The sequence below is a fragment of the Klebsiella sp. JB_Kp042 genome, from assembly GCF_040065275.1.
In the GTDB taxonomy this organism is placed as follows: domain Bacteria; phylum Pseudomonadota; class Gammaproteobacteria; order Enterobacterales; family Enterobacteriaceae; genus Klebsiella; species Klebsiella quasipneumoniae.
Genome location: NZ_JBEAJL010000019.1, coordinates 23,038 through 46,709, shown reverse-complemented (window position 1 = coordinate 46,709; position 23,672 = coordinate 23,038). Strand labels below are relative to the sequence as shown.

Sequence of the window (23,672 nt, the reverse complement as noted above, 5' to 3'; positions counted from 1 at the left end):
CGCTGCGCCTTATCCGGGCTACCCATTGCGCCGATACGTAGCCCGGCTCAGCGCAGCGCAAGCTGGGGAAACAGCGGCTTCCTGGCCCAGAAACCGTAGCCCTGCTAAGCGCAGCGCGAGCAGGGAGATTCCCGGATGGCGGCGCGCTGCGCCTTATCCGGGCTACCCATTGCGCCGATACGTAGCCCGGCTCAGCGCAACGCAAGCCGGGGAAAGCGTGGCTACTTAGCCCAGCACCGCGGTGCCCAGACGACAGGTGCAGCAGCGCCGCCCCTTCTCGTCATACACCACAATCTCCCAGCTCTGGCTCTGCCGGCCAAGATGCAGCGGGCGGCACTCGCCGCGCACTTTCCCGCTGGAGACCGCCCGGTGATGGGTGGCGTTCAGCTCGGTGCCGACCACGCACTGCCCCTCGTCGGTCATCAGCCAGCCGGCCATCGACCCCAGCGTCTCCGCCAGCGCCGCTGAAGCGCCGCCGTGCAGCAGGCCAAACGGCTGATGGGTGCGGGCATCCACCGGCATCTCCGCCTCCAGCAGCCCCGCCTCCAGCCGGGTGTAGACGATCCCCAGATGCGCCACCAGGGTGTTTTCGCTGCTGGCGTTCAGCGCCGCCAGCGTGAGCGCTCGTTTCCAGGCCATTTACGCCCCCAGCGTCGAGCCGCCGTCCACCACGATATCCTGCAGGGTGATATGGCTGGCATGAGCAGAGGCGAGGAACAGAATTGTATTCGCAATCTCCTGCGGGCGGGCAATCTTACCCAGCGGGATACCGAGCTTAAACTGCTCGCCGAAACCGCGGATCCGCTGCTGCTCCGCATCGTCGCTGACCCACAGCGTGCGCTGCATATCGGTATCGGTAGAGCCCGGCGAGACCAGATTACAGCGCACCCCGCTGCCCGCCAGCTCAAGGCCGACGGTCAGCGCCAGGCTTTTCAGCGCCGCCTTCGAGGCGCCATAGGCGCTCATGCCGATGCGCGGCGTGTGCGCGGCATCGGAGGCGACGGTGACGATGGCCCCGCCCCGCTGGCGACGGAACTGGGCCATCGTCTGCTGAAACAGGTTGAACGCCCCGCCGACGTTGACCGCGAAGGTCTGCTGCCAGTCTTCCGCGCTTAGCTGGTCGGTGGCGCCCATGCGCAGGATCCCGGCGGCGTTCACCAGCACGTCTAACCGCTCGGTGTTCGCCAACAGGCGGCTGCACACCTCGCGCACCCGGTCGGCATCGGCGACGTCCAGCGTTTCGGTCGCAAACGGGTAGCGTTCGCCGTCAAAGGCGAGGTCGAAACCGGTGACGTTGGCGCCGGCCTCCACAAAAGCCAGCGCGGTGGCATAACCGATCCCTTTACCTGCGCCGGTCACCCACACGGTCTGGCCGCGAAAATCCAGCGCCGCCATTATCGCACCTCGCGGGAAAGCAGCGCCCACCAGGCGTCGATGGTCGGGTTTTTCGCCAGCATCACGAAGTCGATATCGCCGTGAACTTTGCGCCAGCGGGCGGCCAGGGCCATCATCCGCACCGAATCCAGACCGTAGTCGATCAGGTTTTCATCATCCAGCGGTTCGTCGGATTCATCGAGCAGCGGCAGGATCAGCGCGCGCAGCGCCGCTTTGGAGGCCGGCAGCGGCAACAGCGCTTCGGTCATCACCACGCGGCCGGAGCGGCCGGCGACGTATTTCAGCGCCATCAGGTGCTCTTCGCGGCTGAAGTCCGCCAGCGCGTCGGCGACAAAGAACGGTTTGATATCGCGCATAAAGGCGTCGGTGGCGGTGGTCATGCAGCCGATATGGGCATACACGCCGGTGATGATCAGCTGGTCGCGGCCGCTTTCCTTCAGCATCGCCTCCAACGGCGAGCGATGAAACGCGCTGTAGCGCCATTTCACCAGCACGGTGTCGTCTTCATCCGGCGCCAGGGCGGCAATCACCTGCTGCTGCTCCGGCGAACGGGTCAGCCCCGGCCCCCACATATCATTCAGCAGCGCGCGATCTTCATCGCTCTGCTCTTTCGGCTGGGCGGTGTAGTACACCGGAATGCCGTTCTGTTTGCAGAAGTCGCGCAGGGCGGCGATATTGGCCACCACTTTCTCCATCATCGCGCTGTTTTCGCCCCAGAAATTGAGGAAATACTCCTGCATATCGTGGATCAGCAGCGCGGCGCGGGAGGGCTCAAAGGCCCAGCTGACTTTGTTCGCCGGGATATCGCTGGCTTCCGGCAGCGCGTAAGCCTGTAATTTAGGGATTGCCATTTTCTGTTCTCCTTCAGCCCAGCTTGCCTTCGGCCAGCCACTGACGTAATTGTTTCTTATCGACTTTGCCCACCGGCGTCAGCGGCAGCGCGGCAACGCACTCCACGCGGTCCGGCAGTTTAAATTCAGCCACCCCCTGCTCGCGCAGGAAGCGGCGCACCGCGACGGCGCGCAGCGGCGAGGTCGCCACCAGGTAAGCGCAGCTCTTCTCGCCCAGCAGGTTGTCCTCAATGCTGACCAGCGCGGCGTGGATCACCGCCTCATGGCGCAGCAGCAGGTTTTCGATCTCTTCGGCGGCGATCTTCTCGCCGCCGCGGTTGATCTGGTCTTTTTCCCGGCCCTGGACGGTGATATACCCGTCTTCATCGATCGATATCAGATCGCCGGAACAGTAAAACCCGTCGGCGTCAAAAGCTTCCGCGTTATGCTGCGGGCTGTTGTAGTAGCCGCGGAAGGTGTACGGCCCGCGGGTCATCAGGCGGCCCACTTCGCCGCGCGGCAGCGGGTTGCCGTCGGCATCCGCCACCCACACTTCATCGTCCGGGCACATCGGGCAGCCCTGGGTATGAATGATCCGCTCAGGGCTGTCGTTAAGGCGGGTGTAATTCACCAGCCCCTCCGCCATGCCGAACACCTGCTGCAGCTGGCAGCCAATTTCCGCCGGGATGCGCGCGGCAAGGGTCGCCGACAGGCGCGCGCCGCCGACCTGCAGCAGTTGCAGCGACTGCAGCTGGGCATTGCCGCCCCATTCATGGATCGCCTGCAGCCACAGGCTGACCGCCGGCGGCACCAGCGAGGCGACGTTGATCTGATGTTTTTCAATCAGCGGGAAACAGAGGGTGGCGCTGGGGTCGGCGGCGAGGATCACCCGCCCGCCGGCGAGGAAAACGCCCAGCGACCCCGGGGAGCTCATCGCATAGTTATGCGCCGCCGGCAGCGCGTTGAGGTAGCGCGTCTCAGCGTTAATCCCGCAGATCTCGTTGCTGCGGCGGATACTGTAGTCGTAATCGTTATGGGTACGCGGGATCAGCTTCGGTGTCCCGGTGCTGCCGCCGGAGAGCTGGAAAAAGGCCACTTCGTCGGCAGGGGTTGGGTTAGCGATAAAGTTATCCGCCGGGCGGTTAATCTCCGTCGCCAGATCGCGCTCGCCGCCGTCGTTACGCAGCAGCGCCACGCACAGGGAAGGATGTTCAGCGATAAACGCGTGAAGAAAGCTATCGTCGGCAAAGAGCGCGTGCTCGCGGTCGGCGATCAGCAGCGCCGGTTTAATCTGCGCGGCGTAGGCGTTAAGCTCGCTGCGCTGGTGGCTGAACAACGCGTTCACCGGCGCGACGCCGATACGCAGCAGCGCGAAGAAGGTGATGTAAAACTCGGCGACGTTGCCCAGCTGCACCAGCGCGGTTTCCCCGCGCTTCAGTCCCTGACGCTGCAGAGAGCAGGCAAGGTTGTCCACCCGCTGGTTAAACTGGCGGTAGCTAATGTGTCGATCGCCATCGATAATCGCCACGGCGTCGTTTTCCGCGTGACGGGTGATCAGATTGGTTAATGGCAGATCCTGCCAGTAGCCTTTTTGGCGATAGCGGGCCGCGAACTCATCCGGCCAACGGGTAAATGCAATCATCCTTGCCTCTTAATTCAAGCCAAATACGTTAAGCATGGTGGTCAGTTTGACGCCGGTTTCGCGCCATTCGCCCAGCGGCGAGGAGGCCGGAACGATGCCCGCGCCGGCAAACAGGCGCAGCGTACGCTGCTGCAGACGCGCGCAGCGGATGGTCACCACCCATTCGCCGTTGCCTTCATCGTCACACCAGCCGACGATGCCGCCGAACAGCTGGCGGTCGAAGGGTTCCAGGTCGGCAATCAGGCGCTTCGCCGCCTGGTGCGGGAAGCCGCTCAGCGCCGGAGTCGGGTGCAGCAGGCAGGCCAGCGACATGGCGTTTTCTTCCGCCAGCGCCGTGCCCTCGATCGGCGTCGCCAGATGCCAGAGCGTCGGGGTGGTGATCAGCTGCGGCGATGCCGGCAGCGACAGCTGGCTGCTGCGCGGGCCCAGCACGCTCTTCATCGCCTGGGTCACCAGTTCGTGCTCGTGGCGATCTTTGCCGGACGCCAGCAACCTGTTGCCCGCTTCGCGGTCCAGCACATCGTCCGGCTGGCGGCGGGCGGAGCCGGCCAGCGGCAGCGAGCTGAAGTGCGGTCCTTCTTTACGCAGCAGCAGCTCCGGGCTGGCGCCCAGCAGCACGCCGCCGTCGGAGAGCGGCACATGGAAGTTGAAGCTGGCGGGGTTCTGGGCGATCAGTCGCTCCATCAGGGCGCCGCTATCGACAGGATCGCGGGTGGTGATATCGATAAGTCGTGATAGCACCACTTTGTCCACTTCCGGCGTGGCGGTCAGCGCGGCGGCGCGTTCCACCATGGCTAAAAACGCATCCTGTTCCGGGATCTCCCGGCGCTCCACCACCTCCATCGCCTCCAGCGGCGCGGCATAGCGGGCGGAACGCTGTTTTTCCGGGCGCGAGAACGCTTCCCAGCGCTCCGGGATATAGAGCTCGGAAGGCTGACAGGTGTCGAACGGGATGGCCCCAACCATCACCGGCTTGCGGATCCCCGCCGCCCGGGCCTCGGCAAAGGCGGCGGCCATCTGCTGCTGGAACTCGCCATTCAGCGCATCGCCGCCGTCGGCGGGCGCTGAGAAGCGGCGGAAGCAGCCTGAGGTGCTAAAACTGCGGTACGGCGACATAAAGAAGAAGCTGTCCGGCGATAAGGTCCGGGTAGATTTCTGTACATCCTCAGCCAGTGACGTTTCCATATCATCCTCCAAAAACGATAAATATATTACGAATAATTATCATTTGTATTTTGGTTGGCTAACCTAAAAGGTATTGCCCGTCATGTCAACCGCGTTACGTCATCGCGCCGCCACTTTGGCTTGCATCCTGTCGGCGCAAAGTTGAAAATGAGACGCATTTATTACCCTTCGAATCAGGATGCGATGACGTGAACTTCTCTTCTTTTTACCGCCGCGGCGCGCTGGCCGGGATGCTGTTGTTTTTAGGAATTACCTCAGCCCAGGCGGCGGACTGGCCGCGCCAGGTCACCGACAGCTACGGGACGCACACCCTGCCGAGCCAGCCGCTGCGCATTGTCTCCACCAGCGTGACCCTCACCGGCTCGCTGCTGGCGATCGACGCCCCGGTGGTCGCCAGCGGCGCCACCACCCCGAACAATCGCGTGGCCGATAGCCAGGGCTTTCTGCGCCAGTGGAGTGAGGTCGCCAAAGCCCGCAAGCTGGCGCGGCTGTACATCGGCGAACCGAGCGCGGAAGCGGTGGCCGCCCAGATGCCGGATCTGATCCTGGTGAGCGCCACCGGCGGCGACTCCGCCCTGCCGCTGTACGATCAGCTCAAAACGATCGCCCCGACGCTGGTCATCAACTATGACGATAAAAGCTGGCAAACGCTGCTTACCCAGTTGGGGCAGGTCACCGGCCATGAGCAGCAGGCCAGCGCGCGCATCGCCGACTTCAATAAACAGCTCGTTTCGTTAAAAGAAAAAATGAAGCTGCCGCCGCAGCCGGTCACCGCCCTCGTCTATACCGCCGCCGCGCACAGCGCCAATATCTGGACGCCGGAATCGGCCCAGGGGCAGATGCTCGAACAGCTGGGCTTTAGCCTGGCGACGCTGCCGGGCGGCCTGCCCGCCAGCCATAGTCAAGGCAAACGCCACGATATCGTGCAGCTGGGCGGGGAGAACCTGGCCGCCGGTCTGAACGGCCAGAGCCTGTTCCTGTTCGCCGGCGACCAGAAAGATGTCGATGCCATTTACGCCAACCCGCTGCTGGCGCATCTCCCGGCGGTCGAAGGCAAACGCGTTTACCCGCTGGGCACCGAGACCTTCCGTCTTGACTACTACAGCGCCCTGCTGGTGCTCCAGCGTCTCTCCAGCCTGTTCGGCTAACGCGGGCTGTGCCATCGGGACGGGTACGCGGCCTGAACGCTTTGCCGGGCGGCGCTACGCTTGCACCGGCCTACTGAGCTTGCACCAGCCTGCCGTACCCCAGGCCCGGTAAGGCGTAGCCGCCACCGGGCATCAGGACGGGTACGCGGCCTGAACTCTTTTGCCGGGCGGCGCTACGCTTGCACCGGCCTACAATGCTTGCGCCCTCCAGGCCAGACCTTCGGCCCGGTAAGGCGTAGCCGCCACCGGGCATCAGGACGGGTACGCGGTCGGAACACCTTGCCGGGCGGCGCGGCGCTTGCCCGGCCTACAACGCCCGAGGCCCCAGTACCGTAGGCCCGGTAAGGCGTAGCCGCCACCGGGCAATCGCACCGTACTCAGCTTTCGTTGACTATTTCCGGGCGCTGGAAACGGCGCAGCTCGCGTAGCAGCCCCACCAGCAGCACGCCGACGAGGGCCAGCGCCCAGCCGCTGGCGCTGGCGGAAGCGACCGGCGTCATCACCGCCCCTAACCCGCCGAGCAGCGCCGCGCCGATGGCGTCGCCGGTAACGTTCTGCGCGGTCCACAGACCGTTAATTCGCCCGAGCATATGTTCCGGCGTCTGGGTCTGGATCAGGGTGTACTGCAGCAGCGAGCTAATAGCGCTCAGCCAGCCAAACAGCGCCAGGCACAGCGCGCCCAACGCCCAGTGCGGCATCAGGCTGAACAGCGCAATGGCGACAAAGGAGCACACCGTCGTCGCCAGCATCAGCGCGCCCGGCCGCACGGTCTGGGCCAGCTGGCCGCTGGTCAACGCCCCCAGCGCCGCGCCGAGCGGAATCGCGGCGTACAGCAGGCCAATCTGCCCTGCCGACATCTGCCAGCTCCCGGCCAGCGCCGGATAGAGGACCCGCACCGCGCTGGCCATGGTCAGCAGGCCGCCGAGCAGCGCAATCCCGCCGATAAGCGGACTCTGGCAGAGGAAGGTCAGCCCCGCCAGCAGGGCACGCAGCGGATGCTCGCGCGGCTGCGGAGGCGGCGGCAGCTGTGGCAGACGCAGCAGGGTTAAGGTGGTGATAAAGGTCCCCGCCGCCGCCAGGCCGAAATTCCAGGCCACGCCGCCGGAGGCCAGCAGCAGGCCGCCGATCATCGGCGAAATCACCGAGCCCAGACGCACCGTGAGCATAGTGATGGCCCCGGCCTGCATCAGATTTTCCCGCCCCACCAGCGCCGGCGTCGCCGCCAGCAGCGCGGTCACCCCCAACGAGGCGAAGAACCCATCCCAGATCCCCAGCAGGTAGATCGCCGCCAGCGACGGCTCCGGCAGCAGGGCGTTCAGACACAGGCCGACAAAGCCCACGCCGCAGGTGCCGCGCGCCAGCAGGATCAGGCGTTTGCGCTCATAGCGGTCGGCCAGTACGCCCCCCACCATCAGGCCAATAAACATCGACGCGCCGGTCAAGGTCACCGACAACCCGACCTGCCAGGTCGAATGGGTCATCATCTGGATCTGCACCGGGATGGCCACGCCCAGCAGGCCAAGCGACAGAATAGAGATAAAGCGAGCGATAAAAACGGCGCGAAACGCCGGGTGAGTTTTCAGCAGGCTGAGGTTGAGCAGCCAGGATTGTCGGTTCATTACAGCGCCTTGTCGTTATTTTTAATACCCTTTTTACTGTGGGTCATGCTACCATAGCTGAATAAAATCGATAACGATAATTACTATCATTATCATATCAGGGATGTCAGTTATGTCGTTTTCTACGACCGCGGTACGCTCTGTCGCCGTGCCCGGATTGTTGCTGTTACTCGCCTTAGCCGCCGCGCTTAGCCTGACCATCGGCGCCAAATCGTTGCCGATCGGCACGGTATTCAACGCCTTTAGCGGAACCTGTCAAAGCGCCGACTGCACCATCGTGCTGGACGCGCGCCTGCCGCGCACCCTGGCCGGTCTGCTGGCCGGCGTCGCCCTCGGCCTCGCCGGCGCGCTGATGCAAACGCTCACCCGTAACCCGCTGGCCGACCCCGGCCTGCTGGGGGTCAACTCCGGCGCCAGCTTCGCCATCGTCCTCGGCGCGGCGCTGTTCGGGATCACCTCCCCGCAGGAACAGCTGCTGCTGGCGTTTTGCGGCGCGCTCTGCGCCTCGCTGCTGGTGGCCTTCACCGGCAGTCAGGGCGGCGGCCAGCTGAGCCCGGTGCGCCTCACCCTCGCCGGGGTCGCGCTCGCGGCGGTGCTCGAGGGGCTGTCCAACGGCATCGCCCTGCTCGACCCGGACGTCTACGATCAGCTGCGCTTCTGGCAGGCCGGTTCGCTGGATATCCGCACCCTGCAGACGCTGAAAATTGTCCTGCTGCCGGTGGCGATGGCGGGGATCGCCGCCCTGCTGCTGAGTCGGGCGCTTAACAGCCTGAGCCTCGGCAACGATACCGCCACCGCCCTCGGCAGCCGCGTCGCCCGCACCCAGCTGATCGGCCTGATTGTGATTACCGTCCTGTGCGGCAGCGCTACCGCCGTCGTCGGGCCGATCGCCTTTATCGGCCTGATGATGCCGCATATGGCCCGCTGGCTGGTGGGGGCCGATCATCGCTGGTCGCTGCCGGTCACCCTGCTGGCCACCCCGGCCCTGCTGCTGTTTGCCGACGTGATTGGCCGCCTGCTGGTGCCCGGCGAACTGCGGGTATCGGTGGTGAGCGCCTTTCTCGGCGCGCCGGTGCTGATCTGGCTGGTGCGGCGCCAGCCGCGCGGAGGTGGCCTGTGATTGCCCCGTCCCGCCGCCTGATAGCCAGCTGTCTGCTGCTGTTGGCCGCCAGCCTGTTGATTTCCCTGCTCGGGCTGGCGCAAGGCCCGGTGCCGCTAACGATTGACCAGGTCTTCTCCGCCCTGTTCGGCGACGCGCCGCGCAACGTCGCGATGGTAGTGAACGAATGGCGGCTGCCGCGGGTGTTAATGGCGCTGCTCATCGGCGCCGCGCTCGGCGTCAGCGGCGCCATTTTCCAGTCGCTGACCCGTAACCCGCTCGGCAGCCCGGACGTGATGGGCTTTAACACCGGCGCCTGGAGCGGCGTGCTGGTGGCGATGGTTCTCTTCGGCCAGAACCTGACGGCGATTGCCCTGGCGGCGATGGCCGGCGGGGTACTCACCTCGCTGGTGGTCTGGCTGCTGGCCTGGCGCAACGGGATCGAGACCTTTCGCCTGATTATTATCGGCATCGGCGTACGCGCCATGCTGGTGGCCTTCAACACCTGGCTGCTGCTGCGCGCCTCGCTGGAGACCGCCCTTTCTGCGGGCCTGTGGAACGCCGGATCGCTTAACGGCCTGACCTGGGGTAAAACCTGGCCGTCGGCGCCGCTGATCCTGCTGATGCTGGTGGGCAGCGCCCTGCTGGTTCGTCGGATGCGGCTGCTGGAGATGGGCGACGATACCGCCTGCGCGCTGGGCGTGCAGGTTGAGCGTTCGCGCCTGCTGCTGATGCTGGTGGCGGTGGTGCTCACCGCCGCCTCGACGGCGCTGGCCGGGCCCATCTCATTTATCGCGCTGGTGGCGCCGCACATCGCCCGCCGCCTGAGCGGCACGGCCCGCTGGGGATTGACCCAGTCGGCCCTGTGCGGCGCGCTACTGCTGGCACTGGCCGATTACGGCGCCCAGCGGCTGTTTATGCCCTGGCAGCTGCCGGTGGGCGTACTAACCGTCAGCCTCGGCGGTATTTACCTTATTGCATTGTTGATTCAGGAGTCCCGCAAAAAATGAGTGCTGTCCCCTCCCGTTTGCGCGGCGAGCAGTTAACCCTGGCCTACGGGAACAAGACCATCGCCGAGTCGCTGAACGTGACCATCCCTGACGGCCACTTCACCGCCATTATCGGCCCCAACGGCTGCGGCAAGTCGACGCTGCTGCGCACCCTCAGCCGTCTGATGACGCCGACCAGCGGCCATGTCTGGCTCGACGGCGCACAGATCCAGCAGTACGCCAGTAAAGAGGTCGCCCGCCGCATCGGCTTGCTGGCGCAAAATGCCACCACCCCTGGCGATATTACGGTGCAGGAGCTGGTGGCCCGCGGGCGCTACCCGCACCAGCCGCTGTTCACCCGCTGGCGCAAAGAAGATGAAGCGGCGGTGAATAATGCGATGCGGGCCACCGGGATCAGCGATCTGGCGCTGCAGAGCGTCGATACGCTTTCCGGCGGCCAGCGGCAGCGGGCGTGGATTGCGATGGTGCTGGCCCAGGAGACGGCGATTATGCTGCTGGATGAGCCGACCACCTGGCTTGACATCAGCCATCAGATCGACCTGCTGGAGCTGTTGAGCGAGCTGAATCGCGAGAAGGGCTATACCCTGGCGGCGGTGCTGCACGATCTGAACCAGGCCTGCCGCTACGCCACCCACCTGATCGCCCTGCGCGACGGTAAGATCGTCGCCGAGGGGGCGCCGAAGGAGATCGTCACGGCGGATCTGATTGAACGGATTTACGGTCTGCGCTGCACGATCATTGAGGATCCGGTGGCGCATACGCCGCTGGTGGTGCCGCTGGGCCGCCGGTAATTTCCCCTTTCCCCGGCTTGCGCGACGCTGAGCCGGGCTACCTGCTGTAGCCCGAACTCAACCGTTATCCCAGAATCTCCCTGACCACCGGGCCGATGGCTTCAAAGGCCTGCGGGGAGATAATGTCGACGTGGGCGCAGTTCTGGCTGAACACCTCCAGCTCGCCTACCCACGGGCCCCATACGACCTGCGGATCCATCTCCGCCTGCCGCGTCTTCTCCGCCACGAACAGCGTTGCCTTGCCGTCAAACTTCGCGCTGTGCGCGGTGGTTAACAGCCGCACCGCGTCGGCATAGTTGCCTTCGATGGCGCTGAACAGCTCGCCGGAGGCTTGCCCCTGCTGGGCGGCGAGGAACGCTTCGCGCTCGCGGGCAATTTCCGCCAGCACCGCCGGATCCAGCCCGTTCGCCTCTTTCTCCGCCCAGTTTTGCGTCTCCGGCGGCCAGGTATCCAGCAGGCCGAGGAAGGCCACTGCTTCGCCGCGCTGGCGCAAGCGGGCGGCAATGCCCTGGGCTAAGGTGCCGCCGAGCGAATAACCGAACAGATAATAAGGACCGTGCGGCTGCTGCGCCAACAGCGTTTGCAGATGATGCTCGCACACCTCGTCGAGGCTGGCGGCGCCGGCCATCGGCCCCTGCGGGCGCGGCGACTGAATACCGGTAATCGACCAGCGCGGGCTGAGATAGCGCGCGAGCACGCTGAACTGCCAGGCGAAGCCGGAGGCCGGATGGAAACAGAACAGCGTTGGGCTGTCGCTCTCGCGCAGCGGCAGAAGCGCATCCAGCCCCAGGCGCTGAGCCTGCTCATCGCTGAGATCGGCGGCCAGCAGCGCGCTCAGTTTGCCCACCGTCGAGGCCACCATCACCTGCCCCGGGGTCACCTGCCGCGCCAGCTGGCGGCTGAGCTGCGCCGCCAGGCGCATCGCCAGCAGCGAATGGCCGCCGAGGGCGAAGAAATCAGCGTCGATATCATTCACCTCGCAGCCCAGCAGCTGACTGAAGGCGGCGGCGACAACGGTTTCCATCCCGGGCTCCGGCGGCCGGCCGCTGCGCTCGCCGCCGAGGGTCGGCAGCGGCAGCGCTTTGCGGTCCAGTTTGCCATTGGCGCTGAGCGGCAGGTCGGGGAGCTGCATCAGCACCACCGGGACCATATGCGGCGGCAGCTGTTCCGCCAGCCGCGCTTTCAGCGCCGCGGTATCCAGCGGCAGGCCGGAGTCAGAGACCAGATAGCCCACCAGCTGCCGGGCATCGCCGCCGGTCGCCGCCGCCTGGTTGAAGACGCAGGCATGACTCACCGCCTGCGCCACGTCCGGCAGGGCCGACATCACCCGGTCAATCTCGCCAAGCTCGATGCGCTGCCCGCGGATCTTCAGCTGATCGTCGCTGCGGCCAAGATACTCCACCGCGCCGTTCGCCAGCCAGCGCGCCACGTCGCCGGTGCGATACATCCGCTCGCCGGGGGCAAACGGGTCGGCGATAAAGCGGCTGGCGGTGAGGTCCGGACGCCCCAGATAGCCCTGCGCCAGCTGAATGCCGGTGAGATAGAGATCCCCGGCCACCCCCGGCGGCACCGGGCGCATCGCGGCATCGAGAATGCGCAGCCCGGTGTTCCATACCGGCCAGCCAATCGGCACGCTGCTGCCGGTCACCGCCGCCAGCTCAGGCCCGCAGGCCGGATACCAGCTGACGTCCACCGCCGCTTCCGTCGGGCCGTACAGGTTATGCAGCGGCGCGCCGGTCAAGCGCTCCCATTCGCGGCACAATTCCGTCGGCAGCGCTTCGCCGCTGCAGAATACCCGCCGCAGCGTGCGGCAGGCGGCCACGCTGTCGGCATCCAGCGAGGCGACAAACGCCGCCAGCATCGACGGCACAAAGTGGGTGGTGGTCACGCCGTAGTGGGCGAAGAACTGCTGCATCGCCTGCGGGTCGCGGTGCGCCTCCGGCTCGGCCATCACCAGCTGCGCGCCGGCGATAAACGGCCACCAGAACTCCCACACCGAAACGTCAAAACTGCACGGCGTTTTCTGCGCCACCACGTCGTCGGCAGATAACGGATAACGATCCTGCATCCACAGCAGGCGGTTGACGATGGCGGTCTGGCCGACCATCACCCCTTTTGGCCGCCCGGTGGAGCCAGAGGTAAAGATGATATAGGCGGTATGCTCCGGTTTTGACAGCGCCAGCGGCGCGTCATCCGCAACGGCCAGCGGCTGCTGGTAGCAGAGGCTCTCCAGCCCGGGGATATCGCTGAAGCGGGCCAGCTGATCCTCCGTGGCGATCAGCAGCGACGGCCGGGCGTCTTCCAGCATCATCCGCAGGCGGTCGTCCGGGTAGCCAGTGTCCAGCGGCAGCCAGACGGCTCCCGCTTCGACAATGCCGTGCAGCGCCAGGGTCAGGAACACCGAGCGCGGCAGGGCCACCGCCACGCTGTCGCCCGGCTTCACGCCGCGCTGACGCAGCAGCTGCGCGAGCGCCACCACCTGCTGACGCATCTCACGATAGCTGAACTGCCAGTTAGCATCCGCCAGCGCCGGAGCATCCGGGGTCTTCCGCGCCTGGTCGGCCACCAGCGCGCTGAGGGTGGTGGCGGGCAGCGGCATAGCGGTATCGTTGACCGCCGCCAGCCGGGCCTGCTCGTCGGCGGAGAGCATCTCCGCTTCGCCGCAGCGTAGCGTCGGATCGGCGGCAAACTGCGCCAGCAGCGCGGTCAGTCGCGCCATGTGGCGACGCAGCTCGGCTTCATCGTACCGGGCCTTGTTAGCGAGGATCTCCAGCGACAGCCCGCCGGTCTCATCCGGGAACAGCGCCAGCTCGAGATCGTTGACCGGGCCGGTGGCGAGGGTGTGGGTCACCGCCTCGACGCCGTCGATATCCACCTGGTAATCAAAGACTTTGACGTTCAGCACCGGGCCGAACAGCGGTTCGTCCCCGGCCGCTTTGCCGCTGTCGCGGACGATCTGCTCGGCGTCATAGCGCTGATGGCGGCGCATCTTTTTCAGCTGCGCGGCGAGGCGCATCGCCAGATCCGCCAGCGTCTCCTGGGCGTCAATATGCACCGCCAGAGGCAGGACATTGAGCACCGGCCCCGTCGAGGTCAGCGCCGCTGAGCCCATCCGGCGCATAAAGATAAAGCCCGCCGCGTAGTCCATCCGGTTGCACAAGCGGCCCAGCCACAGCGTGGTGAGCGCCAGCGCCAGGTCAGCGGGCTGACACTGCGGCGCATGGCCGGCCAGGCGGCGGAAGGCGTCGGCGTTCATCGCCAGCTTCATCCGCCAGATATCGCTCCCGGCGGCGCGCCCGCCCAGCGGAGCGGCAGAGAGCGAGGCGGGAGCCGGTAACGCCTGGCGCTGGGCCTGCCAGAAGGCTTTATCCCGCTGCCAGGCCTCGCTGCCGGCGTAGCGCTGGTACTCGTCCACCACTTCGGCAAAGGGGGTGAAAGGCGATTCCGGGGTGGCTTCTCCACGCTGCCAGGCGCGGTAAATGGCGGCGATCTGTCGGGTAATTGCCGGGAAACTGAAGCCATCCACCAGCAAGTGGTGATAGCGCTGATACCAGTACCAGTGGTCGTCGCCGACGCGCAGCAGCTGATGGCACACCAGCGGGTTGCCGCCGTCGACGCGCAGATCCTGCGCCAGATCCGCCTGCATCCGCTCCGTGGCGGCGCGGTGCGGATCCGGCGCCGTACGCAGGTCAACGATCGGCGGTTCGCCAAAGGTGCGTTCCGCCGCCAGCCACTGCCAGACTTCCCCTTCCTCTTCTTCAAAGCGCAGGCTGAGGGTATCCGCCTGCTGCAGGCCGGCGACAATCGCCTTACCCAGCAGCGCCGGGTCGAGCGCGCCGCGCAGTTCAACATAGTGGGCCACGCTCCAGGCGCCAGGCAGAGTGGAGAGGCGCTCGGCCATCCAGATCCCCGGCTGCGCGGCAACCAGCGGTAAACGAGTGGTCATGGTCAGCTCCTTATGCCGCATGATGGGCGGGGGTCAGTGTCGGCCAGTTGGCCGCCAGCCAGGCGTTGCACGCCTCGACCGACTGCGGAGGGCACACCACCGTCCAGCCGGCAGGCAGCGCGCAATGCCCCGGCCACAGGCTGAACTGCCGCTGGTCATTGCGCAGAATGTAAAACTGCCCTTGCGGATTGTCGAAGGGGTTACTGAATTGCATATCAAACTCCTGTCGTAAAGCGCTGTGCTAAGGGGGCGACAGCAGAGGCTGCCAGAGCTGGATCAGCCCCGCCGTCAGCCCGCCGCGCCAGCAAAGCGCATCATGCCCGCCGTCAACCTGACGCCAGAAAATCGTCTGCTGCGTTGTGGTAAGTTGCGTCAGCAGCGCCTGGTTGGCGCGAAAAATAATCGGTTCACGCTGGCCCGCTTCCAGCCAGAGGCGCAGCCCGGCCGCGGACGCCTCGCCCTGGCGGAGACGTTCGCCGATAAAGCCCGTCCCGCTGCCATCGCGATGCGGCCACCAGTAGGAGCCTGACTGGCTGAGCACGCAGCCAAAGCGCTGCGGCCAGTTGAGGGCGGCGAACATTGCCGCCAGGCCGCCGAAGCTTTGCCCGGCCACCACCGTCCGCTCCGGGCGGTCGCTGAACGGGACGTGACCGCGGACCAGCGGCAGGAGCTCCTCCTGCACCGCCAGCCAGAAATCGCGATGACAGGGCAGCTCAACCCCGCGGCGCTGGTTGTCGATCGCGTCGATCAGCAGGTAGACCGCCGGCGGCAGCCTCCCCTCGCGGGTCAGCGCGGCCAGCGGCGACCACACCGGCATGCTTTCGGCCCAGAACTGGCCGTCAAGCAGGATCGCCAGGGGCCGCGTTTGCGGGTCGACGGCCTCGCCGGGGGTGTAGATCCAGACCCGGCGATGGTTGCCCAGACGCGCGCTGCGCCACTCAAGGCAACGGGCGGGAGGATGCGCCTCATTAAGCTGATCCCAACCGGGCTGCGCCGGCGCCTGCGGCATCTCCAGGGCGGAGACGCCATGGCCGCGTCCGCCACGCCAGCTGTGCGGGTTCAGCGGATCGGCTATCGCCCGCGGCAGCAGTTTGCGCCAGCCTTCGCGCAGCAGCGCGCGGTCCGGCTTATCGGCGCTGAACACCTCAGGGGAAAAATCATCGTCACGGTCGGAGGGAATAAAGCAGTAGCTGCCGCGCCAGGTCGGCGACAGCGTGGTTCGCCAGCACCAGGCGTCGGTCCCGGGCAGACGTTGCAGCGATTGCGGTCGCGCATTTTGATGGTGGTCGGTCACGCCGGTGATATAGAGCCATACCCGACGGCGTGGAGAACGCGTTTCATCCCCCGCCGGATCCCGCCACCAGAACGTCACCTCGATGGCGTCATCCACCGCCCGGGACTGCGGTCCCTGCTGGGTTCGCCACCACTCCTCGCTTCCTGTCGTTAACATTCAGTCATTAACCCTATGTATCGCGTGACTTTTTTAATTAATTGTCATTCTTTATTGATAATATTATTGATAACTATTTGCATTTGCAATAGCGTATTAGCGCGCCGTGGGAAGCGCGTCTTTCACAACACATGTCGAAGAGAGCTTATTCAGCTAGCGACGGAGTGCCTTTGCCCTCTTCCGGCAACATTTATGCCGCCTCCCCTCCCGGTGGGAAGGGGCGTTTGGGGAACGTGGCGACAAAAAAGCAGGAATAACAATGAATAACAGGATCAAATCCCTGGCCTTGCTGGTCAATCTGGGAATTTACGGGGTTGCTTTTCCGTTAAGCGCAGCGGAAACCGCCACCGACGATAAAAACAGCGCCGCGGAAGAGACCATGGTGGTCACCGCCGCCGAGCAGAACCTGCAGGCGCCGGGCGTCTCCACCATCACCGCCGATGAGATCCGCAAGCGTCCGCCGGCGCGCGACGTCTCGGAGATCATTCGCACCATGCCGGGGGTCAACCTGACCGGCAACTCCACCAGCGGCCAGCGCGGCAATAACCGCCAGATTGATATCCGCGGCATGGGCCCGGAAAACACCCTGATCCTGATCGACGGCAAGCCGGTCACCAGCCGCAACTCCGTGCGTCTCGGCTGGCGCGGCGAGCGCGACACCCGCGGCGACACCAGCTGGGTGCCGCCGGAGATGATCGAACGCATCGAAGTGATTCGCGGCCCGGCCGCCGCCCGCTACGGCAACGGCGCCGCCGGCGGCGTGGTGAATATCATCACTAAAAAAACCGGCGATGAGTGGCACGGCTCCTGGAACACCTATATGAACGCCCCGGAGCACAAAGACGAAGGCTCCACCAAGCGCACCAACTTCAGCCTCAGCGGCCCGCTGGGCGGCGATTTCAGCTTCCGCCTGTTCGGTAACCTCGACAAAACCCAGGCCGACGCCTGGGACATCAACCAGGGCCATCAGTCCGAACGTACCGGGATCTATGCCGACACCCTGCCGGCCGGGCGCGAAGGGGTAAAAAATAAAAACATCGATGGTCTGGTGCGCTGGGAATTCGCCCCGATGCAGTCGCTGGAGTTTGAGGCCGGCTACAGCCGCCAGGGCAACCTCTACGCAGGCGACACCCAGAACACCAACTCCAACGACCTGGTAAAAGAGAACTACGGCAAAGAGACCAACCGTCTGTACCGCAACACCTACTCGGTCACCTGGAACGGCGCCTGGGACAACGGGGTGACCACCAGCAACTGGGCGCAGTACGAACGTACCCGCAACTCACGCAAAGGCGAAGGACTGGCCGGGGGGACCGAGGGGATCTTCAACAGCAACCAGTTCACGGATATCGATCTGGCGGATGTGATGCTGCACAGCGAAGTCAGCATCCCGTTCGACTATCTGGTTAATCAGAACCTGACGCTGGGCAGCGAGTGGAACCAGCAGCGCATGAAGGATAAGGCCTCCAACACCCAGGCGCTGTCGGGGGGAGAAATTCCGGGCTACGACAGCACCGGCCGCAGCCCCTACTCGAAGGCGGAGATCTTCTCCCTGTTCGCTGAGAACAACATGGAGCTGACCGACACCACCATGCTGACCCCGGCGCTGCGTTTCGATCATCACAGCATCGTCGGCAACAACTGGAGCCCGTCCCTCAATCTGTCGCAGGGCCTGTGGGACGACTTCACGCTGAAGATGGGTATCGCCCGCGCCTATAAAGCGCCGAGCCTGTATCAGACCAACCCGAACTACATTCTCTACAGCAAAGGCCAGGGCTGCTACGCCAGTAAAGACGGCTGCTATCTGCAGGGGAATGAAGATTTAAAAGCCGAGACCAGCATCAACAAAGAGATTGGCCTCGAGTTTAAACGCGACGGCTGGCTGGCGGGCGTGACCTGGTTCCGCAACGATTACCGCAACAAGATTGAAGCAGGCTATGCTCCGGTCTATCAAAACGGTAAAGGTACCGATCTCTACCAGTGGGAAAACGTGCCGAAAGCGGTGGTGGAAGGCCTGGAAGGTACGCTGAACGTCCCGGTGAGCGAGACCGTGAACTGGACCAACAACATCACCTACATGCTGCAGAGTAAGAATAAAGAGACCGGCGATCGGCTGTCGATTATCCCGGAATACACGCTGAACTCCACGCTGAGCTGGCAGGTACGCGATGACGTTTCGCTGCAGTCGACCTTTACCTGGTACGGCAAACAGGAGCCGAAGAAGTACAACTATAAGGGTCAACCGGTCACCGGCAGCGAGAAGAACGAGGTCAGCCCCTACAGCATCCTCGGCCTGAGCGCGACCTGGGACGTGACCAAATACGTTAGTCTGACCGGCGGCGTGGATAACGTCTTCGACAAGCGCCACTGGCGCGCGGGCAACGCCCAGACTACCGGGGGCGCCACCGGCACGATGTACGGCGCCGGCGCCGAGACCTACAACGAATCGGGCCGCACCTGGTATATGAGCGTCAACACCCACTTCTGATAGCGGGTTCTCCCTCCCCCGCCCTTGCAGGATAAAGGGCGGGGACAACCGCGGTATACTTGCCTTATGCGCATTCTTCACTCCACCCTGCCGCTGGCCGGCTATCGCTTGCAGCACATCGACTTCGACCCGGCGACTTTTCAGGCTGCCGATCTGTTGTGGTTGCCCTATCACGCCAGCCTGAGCGGCTGGAGCCGCAAGCGGCAGGCGGAGCACCTGGCCGGGCGCATCGCCGCGGTGTACGCCCTGCGCGAGGTGGGAGAAAAACGGCCTCCCGCGATTGGCGATCGGCGCCAGCCGCTGTGGCCCGCGCCCTGGTTCGGTAGTATCAGCCACTGCGGCCAGCGCGCGCTGGCGGTGGTCGCCGACCGGCCGGTGGGCGTCGACATCGAGCGCCGGTTTACTCCACAGCTGGCGGCGGAGCTGGAGAGCAGCATTATCAACGAGGCGGAAAAAAAGGTGCTATTGCACAGCGGCCTGCCCTTCCCGCTGGCGCTGACGCTGGCCTTTTCGGCGAAAGAGAGTGGGTTTAAGGCCTGGTCCTCTCACGCTTTAGCCCTGCCCGGCTTCCACAGCGCCCGGATTGTGGCACTCACTGCGCAGCAGATCCATTTACGTTTTACCGCCAGCTTCTCCGTACAGCTTGCTCATTTCACCTTGCAAATCAACTATCTGATAAAAGACGATTTCGTTATTACCTGTACCTGCCCGCCTCGCGAAGCGTGATCCTTTTCGCTTTTTAAGAAATTACCTGTGCAAACCGTAGACAGTTCTGGCTGGCCGCTTTATGGTTACATTGAATAATAAATCATTGTTGAATATATATTCAATGCGGAGATAATAATGAAAACTACCCTGATAAAGTCTGTTCTGTTTGCCTCCATGATGGCCGCATCTGGCTCACTTTTCGCCGCCGATAATGGCCTGATCGCAATCATTACCCCTTCACATGATAATCCGTTCTTTAAAGCCGAGGCTGACGGCGCAGCGGCGAAAGCGAAAGAGCTGGGTTACAGCACCCTGGTCGCCTCGCACGACGATGACGTCAACAAACAAAACCAATTGATTGAAACGGCTATTGCGCGGAAAGCCAAAGCCATCATCCTGGATAACGCTGGCGCGGATGCCACCGTCGGCCCGCTGGAAAAAGCAAAAGCGGCAGGTGTGCCGGCATTTTTAATCGACAGAGAGATCAATAAAACCGGCGTCGCCGTGGCGCAGATCGTCTCTAACAACTATCAGGGCGCCCAGCTTGGCGCGGAAAAATTCGCCAGTCTCCTCAACGGTAAAGGCAAGTATGTCGAACTGTTAGGTCGTCAGTCCGACACCAACGCCAGCGTCCGCTCGCAGGGTTATCACGATGTGCTGGACGACTATCCGGAAATGAAAATGGTCGCCCAGCAGACGGCGAACTGGAGCCAGACGGAAGCCTTTACCCGTATGGAAGCTATTCTGCAGACGAATCCGGATATCGTCGGTGTGATTTCCGGCAACGATACCATGGCGCTGGGGGCGGAAGCGGCGCTGAAAGCCGCAGGTAAAAACGACGTGATTGTCGTCGGCTTCGACGGCAGCGACTACACGCGCGACTCGATACTCAAGCAGGGCAACATTAAAGCCACGGTTCTCCAGCCTGGCTGGAAGCAGGCGCAAATGGCCGTGGAACAGGCGGACTTTTTCCTCAAGAACGGGAAAGCCCAGAAAGAAGAGAAGCAGTTGATGGACTGCATCCTCATCGATAGTGGCAATGCGAAAAAACTCAACATGTTCAACCTCAGCGAGTAAGGCGGAAATGATGCGGTTAAAACAATGGGGCGCCGTGCTGATGGGCTGCGCCGCCCTGTTGCTGACGGCCTGCACGGTGGTGGACTTAGATGAGAATGGCAAGCCAGTGCTGCCTGCCGACCCGAACGCGAAACCCAGCTTCGACCATCTCACCCCGCAGCAGATCGCGCAACAAACCTGGCAATCTCGTGTGATTGACGCCGCGAACCAACATGCGCTGGACGCGACTGCGCTGGAAAAAGTGCGCCAGGCGTCTGGCGCTACGCCACAGAGCGTCTTTGTCCGCCTGAACAGCGAGGTGACCGGGACTGACGTCAGCAACCCACGCGAGCAAAAGCTCAAACTTACGCTACACGGCCAGCCGTTGGTCGTGCAATTAGGTCCTGTCATGCGAGGCAATGCCATCCGCGATGCCAGCGGTTTCAAATTTGAAGACTTTACCAACCAGGTGCAGTTTGCGCAGCTTTCACGCGCCTACAATCGAGAGGCTATTAAACAGTTGCCGAAAGTGGACGCGAGCTGGACAGGCAAGCCTGTCGATATTCTCTTTGCGGTCACGGTTATTAACGGCAGTCTGCAGGATGCGGCCGCTCTTCAGCTAAAACAGGAGGCGCGCTGATGGCCAGTTCACCCGCAGAGGATATCATTTTACGCACCCGTGGTATTTCGATGTTGTTCCCCGGCACGGTGGCGTTGGATAACGTCGACTACAACGTCTGGCGCGGCAAAGTGAACGTGATCATCGGCGAAAATGGCGCCGGTAAATCAACGCTCATGAAAATTCTCGCCGGTGTGCAACAGCCGAGCCTGGGTGAAATGGAGCTCAACGGCAACATAGTCCATTTCTCCAGCACCCGCGAGGCCGCCGCCCACGGCATTGGTATGGTCCACCAGGAGCTGAACCTGTTTGAAAATCTTAGCGTCGCGGAAAATATCTTTCTTGGTCGCGAGCTACAGCGCGGGCTGACGCCAATTAACGAAGCAGAGCAGGAACGACAAGCCGCGGAGCTGTTGCAGCGACTCGATCAGCCGATCTCGCCGCGGGAGCTGGTGGGTAACCTGAAGGTCGGTCAGCAGCAGTTGGTCGAAATAGCCAAAGCGCTGGCGGAAAATGCGGACATTCTGATCCTTGATGAGCCCACTTCAGCCTTAAGCAAAACCGAGGTGGATATCCTGTTTCGGGTCATCCGCGAACTGACGCGTCAGGGGGTGTCCATTATCTACATCTCACACCGTCTGGAGGAGCTGATGGCCATCGGCGACGTCATTACCATACTGCGTGACGGCAAATTCCAGGCGGAGGCCAGGGTGAGTGAAATTGATGTGCCATGGATCGTCCGTGAAATGCTGGGCAGCGATCCGGTAAGCCATTTTCTTCCCCCGGATCGCCGCTTCGGCGCCCCACTGCTGGAAGTGGAGAACCTGACCTGCGTGAATGCCGCGGGCAATACGGTGGTGGATAACGTCAGTTTTAAAGCACATGCCGGTGAAATTATTGGGATCTACGGTCTGATGGGCGCCGGGCGAACCGAGCTGTTTGAATGTCTGCTGGGGACAGCGCGCCACTACTTTGGCAAGATCTGGCTGGACAGCAAACCGGTTCCCCAGCGGTTAACCACGGCCGAACGTATCCGCATGGGCATGAGTCTGGTGCCGGAAGATCGTAAGCGGACCGGGATTTTTCCCATCTCGTCAGTCGCCAGCAATCTGACCATTGCCAGCCTGTGGCGTCGTCTTCAGCGCGGGTTAACCATTGCCAATAAAGAGGAAGAGGCCGTCGTCGCCAGCACGATTGGCAATCTCTCCATTAAGGTCTCATCACCAGAGGTCGAGATCCAGGCGCTCAGCGGCGGCAATCAGCAAAAGGTGGTTATTGGCCGTTCGCTGTTAACCAATCCGAAGGTGCTGTTTCTTGACGAGCCTACGCGCGGAATCGACATCGGCGCCAAGGGGGATGTGTTTCGCATGATGGTGCAATTGTCGCAGCAGGGAATGGCGGTGGTGTTCTCCACCTCCGATTTAAAAGAAATCATGGCGGTCTCTGACCGTATCCTGGTGATGTCAGGCGGCAAACTGACCGCCGATATCGTTCGTGACCAGGCCGAAGAGTCGGCGCTGGTTTCAGCAAGCGCTCAGGGGTTCTAAGATGAAAATGACACAATCGGTCGCACTGGCGCCGCGCGGCGGAGCCTCTCTCTCCCGTGAAAATATCCTGCTGTTGTTATTAAAACTGCGCACCTTTATCGCGCTGTTCCTGATTGTCGGCTTCTTCACGATGACCGTGCCCGGTTTTTTATCCGCTGGCAGCATGGTGATTATGATTAAACACATTGCGATTAACGCCTTTCTGGCGTTGGGGATCACCTTTGTCATTATCACTGCCGGTATCGACCTTTCGATTGGCGCTACGCTCGGTCTCTGCGGAATGATAGCCGGCTGGCTTATCACCAAAGGGATCGTCTTGCCGATGTTCGGCATCGCCATTTTTCCAAGCGTGTGGGTCATTGTGCCCCTGGTGCTGCTGATAGGCGCGCTGATTGGCGCCGTTAATGGCTGGATCATTACCCGCTACAATGTGGCGCCGTTTATCTGCACCCTCGGTACCATGTATGTGCTCCGCGGAGCCGCGATGCTGACCTCTGATGGCCAAACCTTCCCCGGGCTCGCGGGCAATCCGCAGCTGGGCAACACGGGTTTCGATGAAATTGGCGCAGGTGCGCTCTTTGGCATCCCGTGGGCCATCTGGCTGATGATCCTGCTGGCGCTGATCATCGCCTATATCGCGCGGCGTTTGCCCTTTGGCCGCCATGTTTATGCGATCGGTGACAATGAGCGCGCCGCCGAGCTCTCCGGCGTGAAAGTGAAGCAAATTAAAGTGCTGGTCTACACGCTGTCCGGTTTTTGCGCCGCCATTGCCGGGATAGTGGTCTCCGCGCAGCTGCTGGCCAGCCATCCGGCTAACGGTACCGCTTTTGAGATGAATGCTATCGCCGCCGTCGTACTGGGCGGAACATCACTGGCCGGCGGCCGGGGAACCATCCTGGGTACGCTGATTGGTGCGTTTGTCATCGGTTTTCTCGCCGACGGGCTGGTGATGATGGGGGTGAGCGAGTTCTGGCAGATGGTCATCAAAGGGATCGTGATTATTGTGGCGGTCATTATCGATCAGATGCAAAACCGGATGCAGCAGAAGGCGGCGGTGGTCGCCCAGAAAGCGGTCATGGAGAATAAGTAACCGCAAGACCTCCTGTGGCTCAGACCACAGGAGGCGAGACTGACTCACG

Annotated in this window: 19 protein-coding genes; 10 read left to right on the top strand and 9 right to left on the bottom strand. The window is 63.2% G+C overall.

The window, feature by feature from the left end:
• Positions 1-225: 225 nt before the first annotated feature.
• Genes entH through entC form a run of 5 tightly spaced genes read right to left on the bottom strand, consistent with a single transcriptional unit; the run spans position 226 to position 5,052 of the window.
• Positions 226-639 carry a proofreading thioesterase EntH gene (gene entH, locus ABLV54_RS06860; RefSeq protein ID WP_023288788.1) on the bottom strand — a complete coding sequence of 138 codons (414 nt, stop codon included), beginning with the start codon at positions 637-639 and terminating at the stop codon, positions 226-228.
• On the bottom strand, positions 640-1,386 hold the full coding sequence (entA, locus tag ABLV54_RS06855) for a 2,3-dihydro-2,3-dihydroxybenzoate dehydrogenase EntA (protein ID WP_087672169.1): 747 nt from the start codon (positions 1,384-1,386) through the stop codon (positions 640-642).
• Between the two features lie 8 nt (positions 1,387-1,394).
• Positions 1,395-2,246 (bottom strand): enterobactin biosynthesis bifunctional isochorismatase/aryl carrier protein EntB, encoded by an 852-nt coding sequence (gene entB / locus ABLV54_RS06850; RefSeq protein ID WP_048334361.1) that lies wholly within the window; start codon positions 2,244-2,246, stop codon positions 1,395-1,397.
• A 13-nt stretch (positions 2,247-2,259) separates the two neighbouring features.
• Complete coding sequence (gene entE / locus ABLV54_RS06845; protein ID WP_050533003.1) at positions 2,260-3,867, bottom strand: (2,3-dihydroxybenzoyl)adenylate synthase EntE; 1,608 nt, start codon at positions 3,865-3,867, stop codon at positions 2,260-2,262.
• Between the two features lie 9 nt (positions 3,868-3,876).
• On the bottom strand, positions 3,877-5,052 hold the full coding sequence (gene entC, locus ABLV54_RS06840; protein WP_048334357.1) for an isochorismate synthase EntC: 1,176 nt from the start codon (positions 5,050-5,052) through the stop codon (positions 3,877-3,879).
• Positions 5,053-5,240: 188 nt separating this feature from the next.
• Between entC and fepB the strand changes: the two genes are divergently transcribed.
• On the top strand, positions 5,241-6,200 hold the full coding sequence (fepB, locus tag ABLV54_RS06835) for a Fe2+-enterobactin ABC transporter substrate-binding protein (RefSeq protein WP_050533004.1): 960 nt from the start codon (positions 5,241-5,243) through the stop codon (positions 6,198-6,200).
• Between the two features lie 377 nt (positions 6,201-6,577).
• On the opposite strand, the gene entS is transcribed toward fepB, so the two are convergent.
• Complete coding sequence (entS, locus tag ABLV54_RS06830) at positions 6,578-7,819, bottom strand: enterobactin transporter EntS (protein ID WP_023288782.1); 1,242 nt, start codon at positions 7,817-7,819, stop codon at positions 6,578-6,580.
• A gap of 112 nt (positions 7,820-7,931) precedes the next feature.
• On the opposite strand from entS, the gene fepD reads away from it, so the two are divergent.
• Genes fepD through fepC form a run of 3 tightly spaced genes read left to right on the top strand, consistent with a single transcriptional unit; the run spans position 7,932 to position 10,719 of the window.
• Positions 7,932-8,939, top strand: coding sequence for a Fe(3+)-siderophore ABC transporter permease (gene fepD, locus ABLV54_RS06825; protein WP_050533005.1), 1,008 nt, complete (start codon positions 7,932-7,934; stop codon positions 8,937-8,939).
• Positions 8,936-9,928, top strand: a complete 993-nt coding sequence (gene fepG, locus ABLV54_RS06820; protein WP_044521544.1) for an iron-enterobactin ABC transporter permease — start codon at positions 8,936-8,938, stop codon at positions 9,926-9,928. Before fepD ends, fepG begins: the two co-directional genes overlap by 4 nt.
• A complete protein-coding gene (fepC, locus tag ABLV54_RS06815) occupies positions 9,925-10,719 on the top strand; it encodes an iron-enterobactin ABC transporter ATP-binding protein (RefSeq protein WP_050533006.1) in 795 nt (264 codons plus the stop codon). The genes fepG and fepC overlap by 4 nt, the downstream gene beginning before the upstream one ends.
• Positions 10,720-10,783: 64 nt before the next feature.
• Here fepC and entF read toward each other — a convergent pair whose 3' ends face one another.
• From entF to fes, 3 genes are read right to left on the bottom strand one after another with little or no spacing between them, the layout of a single operon-like run.
• On the bottom strand, positions 10,784-14,665 hold the full coding sequence (gene entF, locus ABLV54_RS06810) for an enterobactin non-ribosomal peptide synthetase EntF (protein ID WP_050533007.1): 3,882 nt from the start codon (positions 14,663-14,665) through the stop codon (positions 10,784-10,786).
• A gap of 10 nt (positions 14,666-14,675) precedes the next feature.
• On the bottom strand, positions 14,676-14,879 hold the full coding sequence (locus ABLV54_RS06805) for an MbtH family NRPS accessory protein (RefSeq protein ID WP_032455062.1): 204 nt from the start codon (positions 14,877-14,879) through the stop codon (positions 14,676-14,678).
• Positions 14,880-14,906: 27 nt separating this feature from the next.
• Positions 14,907-16,115, bottom strand: coding sequence for an enterochelin esterase (gene fes / locus ABLV54_RS06800; protein ID WP_050533008.1), 1,209 nt, complete (start codon positions 16,113-16,115; stop codon positions 14,907-14,909).
• 259 nt (positions 16,116-16,374) lie between these two features.
• Here fes and fepA point away from each other — a divergent pair, with 259 nt between their 5' ends.
• The 6 genes from fepA to ABLV54_RS06770 all read left to right on the top strand — a co-directional run bounded on the left by fepA (position 16,375) and on the right by ABLV54_RS06770 (position 23,623).
• A complete protein-coding gene (fepA, locus tag ABLV54_RS06795) occupies positions 16,375-18,603 on the top strand; it encodes a siderophore enterobactin receptor FepA (protein ID WP_048296999.1) in 2,229 nt (742 codons plus the stop codon).
• Positions 18,604-18,669: 66 nt separating this feature from the next.
• Positions 18,670-19,329 carry an enterobactin synthase subunit EntD gene (entD, locus tag ABLV54_RS06790; protein ID WP_050533009.1) on the top strand — a complete coding sequence of 220 codons (660 nt, stop codon included), beginning with the start codon at positions 18,670-18,672 and terminating at the stop codon, positions 19,327-19,329.
• A 117-nt stretch (positions 19,330-19,446) separates the two neighbouring features.
• Positions 19,447-20,388 carry a D-ribose ABC transporter substrate-binding protein gene (locus ABLV54_RS06785; protein WP_004178959.1) on the top strand — a complete coding sequence of 314 codons (942 nt, stop codon included), beginning with the start codon at positions 19,447-19,449 and terminating at the stop codon, positions 20,386-20,388.
• 10 nt (positions 20,389-20,398) lie between these two features.
• On the top strand, positions 20,399-21,007 hold the full coding sequence (locus ABLV54_RS06780; RefSeq protein ID WP_044521536.1) for a DUF2291 family protein: 609 nt from the start codon (positions 20,399-20,401) through the stop codon (positions 21,005-21,007).
• Entirely contained in the window at positions 21,007-22,533 is a 1,527-nt protein-coding gene (locus ABLV54_RS06775) for a sugar ABC transporter ATP-binding protein (protein WP_072096476.1), read from the top strand. Before ABLV54_RS06780 ends, ABLV54_RS06775 begins: the two co-directional genes overlap by 1 nt.
• A gap of 1 nt (position 22,534) precedes the next feature.
• On the top strand, positions 22,535-23,623 hold the full coding sequence (locus ABLV54_RS06770) for an ABC transporter permease (RefSeq protein ID WP_004885708.1): 1,089 nt from the start codon (positions 22,535-22,537) through the stop codon (positions 23,621-23,623).
• Positions 23,624-23,672: the final 49 nt, after the last annotated feature.

Coding starts and splice junctions, on each gene's coding strand:
- entH (WP_023288788.1), bottom strand. CDS start 639: ATGGCCTGGAAACGAGCGCTCACGCTGGCGGCGCTGAACGCCAGCAGC.
- entB (WP_048334361.1), bottom strand. CDS start 2,246: ATGGCAATCCCTAAATTACAGGCTTACGCGCTGCCGGAAGCCAGCGAT.
- entE (WP_050533003.1), bottom strand. CDS start 3,867: ATGATTGCATTTACCCGTTGGCCGGATGAGTTCGCGGCCCGCTATCGC.
- entC (WP_048334357.1), bottom strand. CDS start 5,052: ATGGAAACGTCACTGGCTGAGGATGTACAGAAATCTACCCGGACCTTA.
- entS (WP_023288782.1), bottom strand. CDS start 7,819: ATGAACCGACAATCCTGGCTGCTCAACCTCAGCCTGCTGAAAACTCAC.
- fepD (WP_050533005.1), top strand. CDS start 7,932: ATGTCGTTTTCTACGACCGCGGTACGCTCTGTCGCCGTGCCCGGATTG.
- fepC (WP_050533006.1), top strand. CDS start 9,925: ATGAGTGCTGTCCCCTCCCGTTTGCGCGGCGAGCAGTTAACCCTGGCC.
- entF (WP_050533007.1), bottom strand. CDS start 14,665: ATGACCACTCGTTTACCGCTGGTTGCCGCGCAGCCGGGGATCTGGATG.
- ABLV54_RS06805 (WP_032455062.1), bottom strand. CDS start 14,879: ATGCAATTCAGTAACCCCTTCGACAATCCGCAAGGGCAGTTTTACATT.
- fes (WP_050533008.1), bottom strand. CDS start 16,115: ATGTTAACGACAGGAAGCGAGGAGTGGTGGCGAACCCAGCAGGGACCG.
- fepA (WP_048296999.1), top strand. CDS start 16,375: ATGAATAACAGGATCAAATCCCTGGCCTTGCTGGTCAATCTGGGAATT.
- entD (WP_050533009.1), top strand. CDS start 18,670: ATGCGCATTCTTCACTCCACCCTGCCGCTGGCCGGCTATCGCTTGCAG.
- ABLV54_RS06785 (WP_004178959.1), top strand. CDS start 19,447: ATGAAAACTACCCTGATAAAGTCTGTTCTGTTTGCCTCCATGATGGCC.
- ABLV54_RS06780 (WP_044521536.1), top strand. CDS start 20,399: ATGCGGTTAAAACAATGGGGCGCCGTGCTGATGGGCTGCGCCGCCCTG.
- ABLV54_RS06775 (WP_072096476.1), top strand. CDS start 21,007: ATGGCCAGTTCACCCGCAGAGGATATCATTTTACGCACCCGTGGTATT.
- ABLV54_RS06770 (WP_004885708.1), top strand. CDS start 22,535: ATGAAAATGACACAATCGGTCGCACTGGCGCCGCGCGGCGGAGCCTCT.